At 71.6% G+C, this 13,583-nt stretch carries 9 protein-coding genes; 3 read left to right on the top strand and 6 right to left on the bottom strand.

Annotated elements, in window-relative coordinates; translation table 11 throughout:
• Positions 1-88 precede the first annotated feature (88 nt).
• Complete coding sequence (locus AWQ70_RS07775) at positions 89-3,304, bottom strand: S41 family peptidase (RefSeq protein ID WP_067172160.1); 3,216 nt, start codon at positions 3,302-3,304, stop codon at positions 89-91.
• Positions 3,305-3,456: 152 nt separating this feature from the next.
• Here AWQ70_RS07775 and AWQ70_RS07770 point away from each other — a divergent pair, with 152 nt between their 5' ends.
• Positions 3,457-4,317 carry a peptidylprolyl isomerase gene (locus AWQ70_RS07770; RefSeq protein ID WP_084516630.1) on the top strand — a complete coding sequence of 287 codons (861 nt, stop codon included), beginning with the start codon at positions 3,457-3,459 and terminating at the stop codon, positions 4,315-4,317.
• A 95-nt stretch (positions 4,318-4,412) separates the two neighbouring features.
• On the opposite strand, the gene aspS is transcribed toward AWQ70_RS07770, so the two are convergent.
• The 3 genes from aspS to AWQ70_RS07755 are packed head-to-tail and all read right to left on the bottom strand — an operon-like array spanning position 4,413 to position 8,130.
• A complete protein-coding gene (aspS, locus tag AWQ70_RS07765) occupies positions 4,413-6,173 on the bottom strand; it encodes an aspartate--tRNA ligase (RefSeq protein WP_067172156.1) in 1,761 nt (586 codons plus the stop codon).
• Positions 6,170-7,426 carry a histidine--tRNA ligase gene (hisS, locus tag AWQ70_RS07760; RefSeq protein ID WP_174552367.1) on the bottom strand — a complete coding sequence of 419 codons (1,257 nt, stop codon included), beginning with the start codon at positions 7,424-7,426 and terminating at the stop codon, positions 6,170-6,172. Before hisS ends, aspS begins: the two co-directional genes overlap by 4 nt.
• Positions 7,426-8,130 (bottom strand): MBL fold metallo-hydrolase, encoded by a 705-nt coding sequence (locus tag AWQ70_RS07755; protein WP_067172152.1) that lies wholly within the window; start codon positions 8,128-8,130, stop codon positions 7,426-7,428. The genes hisS and AWQ70_RS07755 overlap by 1 nt, the downstream gene beginning before the upstream one ends.
• A 136-nt stretch (positions 8,131-8,266) precedes the next feature.
• Between AWQ70_RS07755 and AWQ70_RS07750 the strand changes: the two genes are divergently transcribed.
• Together AWQ70_RS07750 and AWQ70_RS07745 are read left to right on the top strand one after the other, a co-directional pair.
• Positions 8,267-9,124, top strand: coding sequence for a peptidylprolyl isomerase (locus AWQ70_RS07750; RefSeq protein WP_245646824.1), 858 nt, complete (start codon positions 8,267-8,269; stop codon positions 9,122-9,124).
• 60 nt (positions 9,125-9,184) lie between these two features.
• Entirely contained in the window at positions 9,185-10,414 is a 1,230-nt protein-coding gene (locus tag AWQ70_RS07745) for a DUF349 domain-containing protein (RefSeq protein WP_067172304.1), read from the top strand.
• A gap of 213 nt (positions 10,415-10,627) precedes the next feature.
• On the opposite strand, the gene AWQ70_RS07740 is transcribed toward AWQ70_RS07745, so the two are convergent.
• Positions 10,628-12,817, bottom strand: a complete 2,190-nt coding sequence (locus AWQ70_RS07740) for a RelA/SpoT family protein (RefSeq protein ID WP_157529936.1) — start codon at positions 12,815-12,817, stop codon at positions 10,628-10,630.
• A 244-nt stretch (positions 12,818-13,061) separates the two neighbouring features.
• Positions 13,062-13,568 carry an adenine phosphoribosyltransferase gene (locus AWQ70_RS07735; protein WP_067172148.1) on the bottom strand — a complete coding sequence of 169 codons (507 nt, stop codon included), beginning with the start codon at positions 13,566-13,568 and terminating at the stop codon, positions 13,062-13,064.
• Between the last annotated feature and the right edge of the window lie 15 nt (positions 13,569-13,583).

The following is a 13,583-nucleotide window of genomic DNA, read 5'->3' as shown; positions in this document are numbered from 1 at the left end:
GCCTCCTCGCCACTGCTCACCCCCCAGGCCGGCTCCCGGTCCGCCGTGCCCCGCCGGGCCTCGTTACCAATACCGGACCCCCGGGCGATCAGGGAGCGGTCCTGCCCCGGGTGGGGCGGGTGGCGGGGTCGGGCGGTGCGGCGGCCGGAGCGGCCGCGAGCCGCTCCATCGCCAGCCGCACCGCCGTGTCGAGCTGCGGGTCGGCGCCCACCGCCCAGTCGGCGGGCGTGATCAGCACCTCCACGTCGGGGACGGCCCCCCGGTTCTCCAGGTCCCAGCCGTAGCCGCGGAGCCAGTAGGCGTACCCGGGGACGGTCAGGGACGTGCCGTCGCCGAGCCGGTGCCACTCGTCGTACCCGATGACCCCGCCCCACGTCCTGGCGCCCACCACCGGGCCCAGGCCGAGGGCCTGCGCCGCACCGGTGATCACGTCCCCGTCGGAGCACGTGGCCTCGTCGCACACCACGACGACCGGCCCGCGGGGGGCCTGCGCGGGATAGCTCGCCGGCTCGTGGTGGCGGCTCACGTCCCAGCCGACGATCCGCCGCGACAACTTCTCCAGGACGAGCTGCGAGGTGAACCCGCCGCGGTTGCCCCTGACGTCCACGACGAGCGCCTCCCGCGCCAGCTCCCGGCCGAGGTCCCGGTGGAGCTGCGCCCAGCCGGAGGCGTCCATGTCGGGGACGTGCAGGTAGCCCGCCCGGCCGCCGCTCAGCCGCCGCACCCGCTGCCTGCGTTCCGCGACCCAGGCGTGGTAGCGCAACGTGCGGTCGTCCCACAGCGGCACCACCGCCACCCGGAACACCCGGTCGCCGGACTCGACGGTGAGCTCCACCGGCCGCCCGGCCGTGTCCACGAGCAGCGGCGCGGGCCCGGTGCGCGGGTCCACCGGCCTGCCGTCCACGGCCAGTACGGCGTCGCCGGGCCGTACGCCGGACCCGGCGAGCGGGGACCTGGCGTGCGGGTCGGAGGACTCGGCCGGCAGGACGCGCCGGACCCGCCACAGCCCGTCGGTGTCGGGCGCGAGGTCGGCGCCCAGCATCCCGACGAACCGGTACGACCTCCCGGACGGGCCGGCGCCGGGCCGCACGTACGCGTGGGAGGACGCCAGCTCGCCCAGGACCTCGCCGAGCACGTCGGCGAAGTCGTCGGCGCCCGAGATCCGGTCCAGCCACGGACGGTACGCGGCGAGCGCGGACGGCCAGTCGACCCCGGCGAGGTCGGCCACCCAGAAGTGGTCGCGCACCAGCCGCCCGGCCTCCGCGTACGCCTGGCGCCAGCGGCGCGGCGGGTCGACCTCGACCCGGATCCTGCGCAGGTCCACCTCGACCGGGTCGCCGCTCCCGCCGGTGACCCTCATCGTCCGCCCCTCGACGTACGCGATGCGGGTGCCGTCGCCGCTCGCGGAGAACGCGTCGGCGGCCGCGACCTCCTCGCAGGAGCGCTTGCCGAGGTCGAACCGCTCCAGGACCGGCGGGGGAGGCGGCGCGGCCTCTCCCCCGCCCAGGGAGCCGCGCAGCGGGTGGCGGAGCCAGGCGAGCCCGTCCTTGACCGCCTGGAGGCTCGTGTACCGCCCTTCGGGCACCGGGAGGCCGATCACCCGGCCCGCCATCCCCTCGGTGTCCACCACGACGTCCCCGCCGCCGGCCTCCTCCGGCTCCGCCGGGCGGCCGTCAACCGAGGGCGCGAACGGCGAGGGCGTGCTGCGCGCGAGCGGCAGCAGGAAGGGGCGCGAGCCGGCGGGGAAGGCCAGGTCGAAGCTGTGCACGTCGAAGATCGGGTCGAATCCCCGCCTGGACAGGAACGCCAGATATCTCCCGTCGGGGGTGAAGACCGGCTCGGTGTCGGTGAACCTGCCGTCGGTGACCTCGACGACGAGCGGTTCCGGGCGTTCCGCGGGGGCCGCCGCATCCGGATGGGGCGTACGGGAGGGCATCCGGGCCATGCGGATCGCCCGCAGCGAGCCCACGCCGGGGTGCGACCACGCCAGCCAGGCCGAGTCGGGCGAGAACCTGGGCCCGCTGGGCGGGCCGCTCTCCGACCGCGCCAGCTCCGTGACCGCGGCCCCCGCGCCGCCGGCCGCCGCGCCGCGCGTCACGTCGACGAGGAGGAGCCTGCCGTCGTGGGTGACGACCGCGATCGCGGTGCCGTCCGGGGAGCCGGACAACTCCAGCACGCGTCCGAGGAGGCCGCGGGCGAGGCCGCGCACGGCGTCTCCCGGCTCCGCGAGCTCGATGCCGTCCTCGCCGCCCGCGTCGCTCACCCACGCGACCGGCCCGTTGCCGCGCCGCGCCGCCTCCTCGCCCTCCGCGGCGTATACGGCGCCGAGCACGATGGGGAGCCGGGCCCGGACCCCGGGGCGGGCGTCCAGGCAGCGCGCCGGGCCGTCCTCGTGGGTGAGCCACAACACCGCTCCCGCGACCTCGACGGCGCTGGCCCGCCCGGTGGCGTCACAGGCGAGGCCGTCGACGGACGGCGGCGCGGGGTAGGGCCGCCGTCCCGTTCCCGCGCCGCCCAGCGTCACCTCCAGGCGTTCCGGGCGGGCGTCCAGGCCGGGCAGGAGCCACAGCTCCCCCGCGCGGCTGTAGACGATCCGCCGCCCGTCGGTGCTCGCCTGGCGGGCGTAGAAGTCCTCGTACCAGGTGTGCCGCCTCAGGTCGGAGCCGTCGGGGGCGCACGAGTAGACGTTGCCGACGCCCTCGTGGTCGGACAGGAAGGCGATCCGGCCTTCGACGATCATGGGCGAGGCGATCTGGCCCTCGTGCCCGTCGAGCAGCCGCCGCCCGTTGAACCAGAGCCGGCCCGTCCCGCCTCCCCGATAGCGCTTCCAGTGCGCCGGGTCGTGCCCGGCCGTCCCGGTGAGCAGCAGCGTGTCCCCGCCCGACACGTGCAGGTCCGCCACCGGCCCGTACGGCTGCCGCGTGGCCGGCCGCCCGTCGTCGGGGACCGCGTACGCCCAGGTCCAGAACGTGAAGGGCTGCTCCCGTGCGCTGACGGCGGCGACGGTGCGGTCGTCGAGCCAGCCCCTGGCCTCGGTGCGCGGGTCGCCCCAGCAGGTGAGCCGGGTGGCCGGGCCGCCGCCGATCTCGGCCAGATGGATCTCGGGGTCGCCGTCGCGGTGGGCGGTCCAGGCGATCCTGGCGCCGTCCGGGGAGAACCTCGGGTGGCCGGCTCCGGCGTGGTCGACGGTGAGCCGCCAGGCCCTGCCTCCGTCGAGTGGAGCGATCCAGACGTCGTCCTCCGCGACGAACGTCAGGGATCGCCGGTGAACGTGGGGAAATCGGAGGTAAGACCCACTCGTCACCACGTAATCGTAACGGGATCCCCCTTTACCGCAAGATCGTGATTTTTGCTACTTGAGATACCTGTGAGTCTCCTGCTTACGCGTAGCCGACAAGAACGCCGATAAAGTGACGCATCGAAATGGCCAAAACAGGTAAAAGGGAAGGCATAACGGTGACCGACACGGATCGGCAACAGCACCCGGCTCGGCGCGGGAGCAAGGCCAGGCGCGCGCTCGGCGTCGGCCTCGGTGTGCTCGCGCTCGTAGGGAGCCTCGCGGCGTGCAGCGAGGCGAAGAACTCCGCCGAGGGCGAGCCGACGCCCACTCCCTCCGAGGTGCCTTCCGCCATCCCCTCCGAGATCGCGGCACCGACGCCCAGCATGCGGCCCACCGACCTGCGGAAGGTGACCTGCGAGTACCGCAAGGACGACACGGGCAGCCCCGCGAAGTTCGTCGGCTTCCCGCCGAAGCGGCTCCCCAGGTCGGTGATCAACGCCAAGACGATGACGGTCCGCACCAACCTCGGCAACATCGTGCTCGACATCGCCCCCGGCGACACGCCCTGCACGATCAACTCGTTCGCGTTCCTGACGAGCAAGAAGTACTTCGACAACACGGTCTGCCACCGGCTCACCACGGTCGAGACCAACGGCCTCGGCCTGCTGCAGTGCGGCGACCCGCAGGCCAAGGGCGACGGCGAGAACCCGACCGACGGCACCGGCGGCCCCGGGTACCTGTTCGCGGACGAGAACCTCGGCCCGCAGTACGCCCGCGGCGTGGTCTTCATGGCCCAGGCCGGCGACGCCTCCAACTCCAACGGCAGCCAGTTCGTGATCTCGTACACGGACGAGAACGCGCAGCTTCCCCAGGCGTACACGCCGTTCGGCATCGTGCGGTCCGGCATGGAGATCGTCGACAAGATCGTCAAGGGCGGCGTCAACACCGCCAAGGACGGCGTCGACATCACCAGCGACGAGGGCGGCTCGAACGCGCCGAAGACGAAGGTGCTGATCAAGACGATCACGATCTCCTGACCCGCGGCCCGCGCGGGCGGAGACGGCGGACGGCCCCCGGGCCCGGTTCACCACCGGGCCCGGGGGCCGTCGTCACTCCGGGCGCCTGCGCCCGATCAGGACCGCTGGGCCGCCTCGCCCTTGGGCTTGGCGTCCACACCGGCCTCCTTGCGCTGCTCGGTCGTGATCGGCGTGGGAGCGGCGGTCAGCGGGTCGAACCCGGAGGCGGTCTTCGGGAACGCGATCACGTCGCGGATCGACTCGCCGCCCGAGAGCAGCATGCAGACGCGGTCCCAGCCGTAGGCGATGCCGCCGTGCGGCGGCGGGCCGTACTTGAACGCCTCGAGCAGGAAGCCGAACTTGCTCTCCGCCTCCTCCTTGGAGATGCCGAGCACGTCGAAGACCCGCTGCTGCATCTCGGCCCGGTGGATACGGATCGAGCCGCCGCCGATCTCCATGCCGTTGCAGACCATGTCGTACGCGTACGCCAGGGCCTCGCCGGGGCTGTCCTGGAAGGTGTCGGCGTACTCGGGCTTCGGCCCGGTGAACGGGTGGTGGACGGCCGTCCAGCCCGTCTGCCGGCCGACCTCGTCGACCACCGGCTCGAACATCGGGGCGTCCACGACCCACAGGAACGACCACTGGGACTCGTCGATCAGGTCGCAGCGGCGGCCGATCTCCAGCCGGGCCGCGCCGAGCAGCTCGCGGGACGGGCCGGGCAGGCCCGCGGCGAAGAAGATCGCGTCTCCGGGCTGCGCGCCCGTGGCCTTGGTCAGGCCGGCGAGCTCCGTCTCGGACAGGTTCTTGGCGACCGGGCCGCCGAGGCCGTCCTCCTGGACCAGCACGTACGCGAGGCCGCGGGCGCCGCGCGACTTGGCCCACTCCTGCCAGCCGTCCAGCTCCTTGCGGGTCTGCCCGGCGCCGCCCGGCATGACCACGGCGCCGACGTACGGCGCCTGGAACACCCGGAAGGAGGTGTTCGCGAAGTATTCGGTCAGGTCGGTCAGCTCGACGCCGAACCGCAGGTCGGGCTTGTCGGAGCCGTACCGGGCCATCGCCTCGGCGTACGGCATCCGCGGCAGCGGCGTGGGCAGCTCGTAGCCGAGGATCTCCTTCCAGATGCGGCCGATCAGGGCCTCGCCGAGCTCGATGACGTCGTCCTGGTCGACGAACGACATCTCGATGTCGATCTGGGTGAACTCCGGCTGCCGGTCGGCGCGCAGGTCCTCGTCGCGGAAGCAGCGGGCGAGCTGGTAGTAGCGCTCCAGGCCGGAGACCATGAGGAGCTGCTTGAAGAGCTGCGGCGACTGCGGCAGCGCGTACCAGTTGCCCGGCTGGAGCCGCACCGGCACCAGGAAGTCGCGGGCGCCCTCGGGGGTGGAGCGGGTGAGGGTCGGCGTCTCGACGTAGACGAAGCCGCGCTCCTTCATGACCTCGTTGGCGAGGTAGGTCGCCCGGGAGCGCACGCGCAGCGCGTCGGCGATCTGCGCCCGGCGGATGTCGAGGTAGCGGTACTTCAGCCGCGCCTCCTCCGACACCCCGGTGCTGCCCTCGATCGGGAACGGCAGCGGAGCGGCCTCGCTCAGCACCTCCACCTCGGACGCGACGACCTCGACGGCGCCGGTCGGCAGGTCGGGGTTCTCGTTGCCCTCCGGGCGCACGCGTACCTCGCCCGTCACCTTGACGCAGTACTCCGAGCGCAGGTCGTGGGCGTGGTCCTCCTCACGGAAGACCACCTGGGCGGAGCCGGAGGCGTCGCGCAGGTCGATGAAGACGACACCGCCGTGGTCCCGGCGGCGGGCCACCCAGCCCGCCAGCGTCACCCGCTGGCCTGCATGCTCCCTACGAAGCGTCCCTGCTTCGTGACTGCGGATCACGAGAATTTCCCCTTCAGGATGTCGACGACCTCGGCGATCGGCACCGCGGTCTGCTCGGCTGTGGTCATGTCCTTGAGTTGGGCGGCGCCCGCCTCCAGATCCCGGTCGCCGAGGATCAGGGCGTACCGGGCGCCGCTGCGGTCGGCGGCCTTCATCGCGCCCTTGACGCCGCGCCCGCCGAAGGCCATGTCGACCGACAGGCCCGCCCGGCGCAGCTCGGCGACCAGCGCGAAGACCCGCCGCCGCGCCTCCTCGCCGAGGGGCACGGCGAACACGTCCATCGTGCCCGGCCGCTCGGTGAGCAGTCCTTCGGCCTCCATCGCGAGGACGGTGCGGTCGACGCCGAGCGCCCAGCCGACGCTGGGCAGCGCCGGGCCCCCGATCATCTCGCTCAGCCCGTCGTAGCGGCCTCCGCCGCCCACGGCCGACTGGGCGCCGAGGCCGTCGTGCAGGAACTCGAAGGTCGTCCTGGTGTAGTAGTCGAGGCCGCGCACCAGCCGGGGATCGTCGGTGAAGGAGACGCCCACCTCCCCGAGCAGGCCGCGCACCTCCTCGTGGTACGCCTTGCAGGCGCCGCACAGGTGGTCGGTCACCAGCGGCGCGTCCGCGAGCTGGGAGCGGACCTCGGGCCGCTTGTCGTCGAGCACCCGCAGCGGGTTGATCTCGATGCGCTGGCGGGTCGGCTCGTCCAGGTCGAGCGCGCGCAGGAACTCCTGCAGCGCGGCCCGGTACGCGGGGCGGCACTCGCGGCAGCCCAGCGAGTTGAGCAGCAGCCGCACGTTCCGCAGGCCGAGCCGGGCGTAGCCGTCCACCGCGAGCGTGATCAGCTCGGCGTCGAGCGCCGGGTCCTCCGCGCCGAGGGCCTCGGCCCCCACCTGGGAGAAGTGCCGGTACCTGCCCTTCTGGGCCCGCTCGTAGCGGTAGTAGCTGCCGGAGTACCACAGCTTGACCGGCAGCGGGCCGCCCGGCAGGCCGTGCTCGATCACCGCGCGCACCACGGACGCGGTGCCCTCGGGGCGCAACGTGATCGACCGCCCGCCCTTGTCCTCGAACGTGTACATCTCCTTGGTCACGATGTCGGTCGACTCGCCGACACCGCGCGAGAACAGCCGGGTGTCCTCGAAGGCCGGCGTCTCGATGTACCCGTAACCGGCCGCGCGCGCCGGCGCGGACAGCGCGTCGCGCACGGCGAGCGCCCACTCCGAGCGCGGCGGCATCCAGTCGAAGGTGCCCTTCGGCGCTTGAAAGCTCATCACAGTCCCCTGGTCGGGCCGGCGGGCGGCGCGTCCCCGCCCGGGGCCTGCCGTTCGAGCAGCCCGCGGAGGTAGGGGTTGGTCGCGCGCTCGCGGCCAATGGTCGTCTGCGGTCCATGGCCGGGCAGGACCGTCGTCTCGTCCGGCAGCGGCAGGCACACGCCGGCCAGGCTGCGCAGGATCGTCTCGTAGTCCCCGCCCGGAAGGTCGGTACGGCCGATGGAGCCGGCGAACAGCAGGTCGCCCGAGAACATGATCTCAGGGACCCGGAACGTCACCGACCCCCTGGTATGGCCGGGCGCGTGGTCGACCGTGATCTCCATGCCCGCGAGCTTCAGCACGGCGCCGTCGCTCAGCTCGCGGACGTCGTCGGGCTCGGTGAACTCCAGCCCGCCGAACAACATCTGCTTCGTCTGCAGGGACAATCCCTTGGCGGGATCCGACAGCAGCTCGCGGTCCTCGGGGTGGATCCACGCGGGGACGTCGCGCGCGCCGCAGACGGGCACGACCGACCACATGTGGTCGATGTGGCCGTGGGTCAGCAGCACCGCGACCGGCTTGAGCCCGTACTCGCGCACGATCTCGTCGAGGCCCTCGACAGCGTCCTGACCTGGGTCGATGACGACGCACTCCTCGCCTGCGGCGGGAGCGACGACGTAGCAGTTGGTCTGGAACGACCCTGCGGGAAACCCGGCGACGAGCACGGAATCGGCCTCTTCGTCTCAGAAGATGTATCAAGGAATGCGCGAGCGAATGTAACCGAAGGGTACCGGTGCGGGTCGGCAGGCTGCGAACGCATACCCATGTGCCGATACGATTCGCCCACCTCAATAGTCATTCTTGGACAGTCGGGAGGACGAAGTGGTCACCGGCAAGGACCGCCAGAAGCAGCTGGCCCGGGAGCATTACCAGCGGCAGACGCAGGCGAGACTTGAGCGGGAGCGCAAGGCGCGGCGCACCGCCGTCATCGGGACGACCACCGTCGCCGTTGTGGCGGTGGGGGCGATCGTCGGGGCGGTCGTCTTCATGGGCGGCGACGACGACGCCACCGCGACGGCAAAGCCGAGCGTCGCCGCGGGCGAGGAGCCGAAGGGGTACGACCCGTCGACCGGCACCTGCTCGTACGTGAAGGCCGCCGACGGCGGGCCGGTCAAGGACGTCGGCATGCCGTCGGAGAAGGTGAGCACCGCCCCCGCGGTCATGACGATCAAGACCAACTACGGGGACATCGTCGCGAACCTCGACTCGGTCAACGCCCCCTGCACGGTCAACTCGTTCAAGTACCTCGCGTCGAAGGACTACTTCGACAACAGCAGGTGCCACCGCATGGGGACGACGTTCCCGATCCTGCAGTGCGGCGACCCGCTCGCGAAGGCCGACGGCAAGAACGCCACGGACGGCCAGGGCGGCCCCGGCTACCGGTTCGTCGACGAGAACCTCGCGGGCGCCAAGTACACGCGCGGCGTGCTCGCGATGGCCAACAGCGGCCCCGCGACCAACGGCAGCCAGTTCTTCATCGTCTACGGCGACACCGGCCTGAGCGCGGACTACACGCCTTTCGGTACGGTGACGAAGGGGCTGGAAATCCTGGACAAAGTGGCCAAGCGGGGTGTGATCCCCGGGGCCCTTAACGACGGCACGGGCGCACCCAAGCGTCCCGTCGAAATCAAAGACGTGACAATAACCAGCAAGAGCTGACGTAATACAACCAAGGGCACACAGAGGCCCCGGAGGCTGATTCGAGTGCGGGAGGACACCGTGACCACCGACCCGTGGGGCCGGGTAGACGACGACGGCACCGTCTACGTGCGTACGGCCGAGGGCGAACGAGCCGTCGGGTCCTGGCAGGCCGGTGAGCCGGAGGAGGCTCTCGCCTACTACCACCGCAAGTACGAGGAACTGGCCGGCCAGGTCCAGCTTCTCGAACAGCGTGTGAGGGGCACCGACCTGCCGCCCGCGCAGGCGGAGGCGAGCATCCTCAAGCTCCGCGAGGCGGTCGCCGAAGCGCACGCCGTGGGCGACCTGGGCGCGCTCCAGGACCGCCTCGGCGCCCTGACCGAGATCGTCGGCAGGCGCAGGGAAGAGGTGAAGGCCGCGCGCGACAAGGCCCGGACCCAGGCGCGCGAGGTCAAGGAGCGGATCGTCTCCGAGGCGGAGCGGATCGCCGAGGACGCCACCCACTGGAAGTCCGGCGGCGAGCGCCTGCGTCAGCTCGTCGAGGAGTGGAAGGCCGCCGAGCGCATCGACCGCGCCACCGAGGCGGGCCTGTGGAAGCGGCTGTCCGCCGCCCGCACGGCGTTCGCCAAGCGGCGCAAGGCGTACTTCTCCTCGCTGGACGAGCAGCGCGACGCGGTGCGCGGCGCCAAGGAGCGGATCGTCTCCGAGGCGGAGGCGCTCGCGGCGTCCACCGACTGGAACGCGACCGCCGCGGCCTACCGCGAGCTGATGCGCGAGTGGAAGGCCGCCGGCCGCGCCTCGCGGGACGTCGAGGACGAGCTGTGGGGCCGGTTCAAGGCCGCGCAGGACCAGTTCTTCCACGCCCGGGCCGCCGTCTTCGCCGAGCGGGACGCCTCCTTCGCGGCGAATGCCGAGATCAAGGAGGCGCTGCTCGCGGAGGCCGGCAAGCTGCTGCCGGTCACGGACGCCAGGAGCGCCCGCGCCGCACTGCGCGGCATCCTGGAGCGCTGGGAGGCGGCAGGTCCGGTGCCGCGCGACCAGCGCGACCGGCTTGAGGGCGGCCTGCGCAAGATCGACGACGCCGTCCGCAAGGCCGAGGAGAACGAGTGGCGCCGCTCGAACCCCGAGGCCAGGGCGCGCGCCCAGGACACGGTCAACCAGCTCCGCAGGTCCATCGAGCAGCTCGAGGCCCGGCTGTCCAAGGCCCAGGCCGCGGGCCGGGACAAGGAGGTCAAGGAGACCGAGGAGTCGCTGACCGCCCGGCGCTCCTGGCTGGAGGAGGCCGAGCGCACGCTCGCCGAGTTCTCCTGACGCCCTCCGGCGGGTGAGGCCCGCCCGTGACCACGTCGTCCCCCGTCGCGACCCGCGACGGGGGACGACGCGTTTAGACAACCCAGGACGCAGTCCAGGACGCGTATAGAGAACGCAGGACGCGGTCCAGGACGCGTATAGCAGGACGCGTATGGACAGCCCGGAACGCGTATGGACGGCCCAGGACACGTATGGACGGCCCGGCGGGCGGGGTCAGTTCGTCACGCGGTAGACGTCGTAGACGCCCTGGATGTTGCGCACCGCCTTGAGCACGTGGCCGAGGTGCTTGGGATCGCCCATCTCGAAGGTGAACCTGCTCACCGCGACCCGGTCGCGGCTGGTCGCCACGGTCGCGGACAGGATGTTCACATGCTGGTCGGACAGCGTACGGGTGACGTCCGACAGCAGCCGCGGCCGGTCCAGCGCCTCGACCTGGATCGCCACCAGGAAGACGGAGTCCCCGCCGGGCGACCACGACACCTGCACCAGCCGGTCGGGCTGCGTGTTGAGCTGCTCCACGTTGGGACAGTTGGTCTGGTGGACCGAGACCCCGTGCCCGCGTGTGACGAACCCCACGATCTCGTCGCCGGGCACCGGCGTGCAGCAGCGCGACAGCCGCACCCACACGTCCGGATCGCCCGCCACGATGACGCCCGCGTTGGAAGAACCGCCCCTGGGACGCCCTCTGAGCTTCGTGGGGACCGCCGCCTCGGCGATGTCCTCCTCCGCCCCCTCGACGCCTCCGAGGGACTGTACGAGCTTCTGGACGACCGCCTGGGCGCCGGTGTGGCCCTCGCCGACCGCCGCGTAGAGGGCGGACACGTCGGGGTACCTGAGGTCGCGCGCGAGCGCGAGGAGCGCCTCCCCGGACATCAGGCGCTGCAGCGGCAGCCCCTGCTTGCGCATGGCCCGCCCGATGGCCTCCTTGCCGGCCTCGATCGCGGTCTCCCTGCGCTCCTTGGAGAACCACTGCCGGATCTTGTTGCGGGCCCGGCCGCTCTTGACGAACTTCAGCCAGTCACGCGACGGGCCGGCGTCCGGCGACTTGGAGGTGAAGATCTCCACCGTGTCGCCGTTGCCGAGCCGCGACTCCAGCGGCACCAGGCGGCCGTTCACCCGCGCGCCGATGCACCGGTGCCCCACCTCGGTGTGCACGGCGTACGCGAAGTCGACGGGGGTGGCGCCCTCGGGCAGCGCGATCACCTGGCCGCGCGGCGTGAAGACGAACACCTCCGACACCGACAGGTCGAAGCGCAGCGACTCCAGGAACTCGCCCGGGTCGGAGGTCTCCTTCTGCCAGTCGAGGAGCTGGCGCAGCCAGGCCATGTCGTTGACCTGCTTCCCCTTGGCCGCGGTGCCGGGGGCGCCGTTCATCTCCTCCTTGTACTTCCAGTGCGCGGCCACGCCGTACTCGGCGCGGTGGTGCATGGCGCGGGTGCGGATCTGCAACTCGATCGTCTTGCCCTCGGGCCCCATGACCGTCGTGTGCAACGACTGGTACATGTTGAACTTGGGCATCGCGATGTAGTCCTTGAACCGGCCGGGCACCGGCCGCCACTGCGCGTGGATCGTTCCGAGCGCGGCGTAGCAGTCACGCACCGTGTCCACCAGCACGCGGATGCCCACCAGGTCGTAGATGTCGTCGAACGCCACGCCCTTGGCGATCATCTTCTGGTAGATCGAGTAGTAGTGCTTCGGACGGCCCTTGACGGTCGCCCGGATCTTGGCCTCGCGCAGGTCGGCGGAGACCTTCTCGATCACGTCCTGGAGGAACAGGTCGCGGCGCGGCGCGCGCTCGGACACCATGCGCGCGATCTCGTCGTACCGCTTGGGGTAGAGCATGGCGAACGCGAGGTCCTCCAGCTCCCACTTGATGGTGTTCATGCCGAGCCGGTGTGCGAGCGGCGCGAAGATCTCCAGCGTCTCGCGCGACTTCTGCTGCCGCTTGTGCTCGGGGAGGTAGCGCATCGTGCGCATGTTGTGCAGCCGGTCGGCCAGCTTGATGACCAGCACCCGGATGTCGCGCGCCATGGCGACGACCATCTTCCTGACGGTCTCGGCCTGCGCCGCGTCGCCGAACTTGACCTTGTCCAGCTTGGTGACGCCGTCGACGAGCAGGGCGATGTTCTCGCCGAAGTCGGCGCGCAGCTCCTCCAGGCTGTAGGCGGTGTCCTCGACCGTGTCGTGCAGGAGCGCGGCGCAGAGCGTCTCGTCGTCGGTGCCGAGCTCGGCCAGGATCGTCGCCACGGCCAGCGGGTGCGTGATGTACGGGTCGCCGCTCTTGCGCTTCTGGTCGCGGTGATGGTGGGCGGCGACATCGTAGGCGCGCTCGATCAGGCGCAGATCCGCCTTGGGATGGGTCGCGCGAACCGTCTTGAAGAGCGGTTCCAACACCGGATTCATAGCACCCCACTGCCCCCCGAACCGCGCCCGCCGACGTCGCTGGGCAGGCGCGGGTCTTTCTTCCCCTGCCTCCGATGCGTCGCGCGCGGGCACAGCCTCCACGGCCTCGGCGGGCCGGGGTTCACTCCGGGCCCGCACGCCGTCGGGCACGACCACATCACGGGGCACACAGACTCCTCACGTCGAGTCCAGGCTCCCCAGTGTATCCGCGCCGTCTGCCCGCTTTTCGCCTGGATTCGGCGGATCAGACGACCACCAGAGAGCGGATCTCCAGGCCCGGCAGCCGGTCGCGGCCGGAGAGGAAGGACAGCTCCATCAGGACGGACACCGCCACCACCTGGGCGCCCGCTCTCCTGACCAGCTCCACGGTCGCGTTCGCGGTGCCGCCCGTGGCGAGCACGTCGTCCACGATCAACACCCGCTCGCCCGGGACGAAGGCGTCGGAGTGCACCTCCACCGTCGCGGAGCCGTACTCCAGATCATAGTTCGCCTCGAACGTCTGGGCAGGCAGTTTGCCCTTCTTGCGTACGGGGACGAACCCGGCCCCCGCCCGGTACGCCACCGGGGCCGCGAGGATGAACCCGCGCGCCTCGATGCCGACCACCTTGTCGAACGTCAGGCCGGCGCCCAGCTCGTCCACGACCTGGGTGAACGCGCTGTGGTCGGCCAGCAGCGGGGTGATGTCCTTGAACACGACGCCCGGCTTCGGGTAGTCCGGAACGTCCCTGATCAGGGAGACCCACTCAGTCATTTTCCGCTCACTTCA

Source organism: Microtetraspora niveoalba, from assembly GCF_001570405.1.
Lineage (GTDB): Bacteria > Actinomycetota > Actinomycetes > Streptosporangiales > Streptosporangiaceae > Microtetraspora > Microtetraspora niveoalba.
Note: the sequence above shows the minus strand (reverse complement) of the source record. Positions and strands in the feature narration are given on the sequence as shown.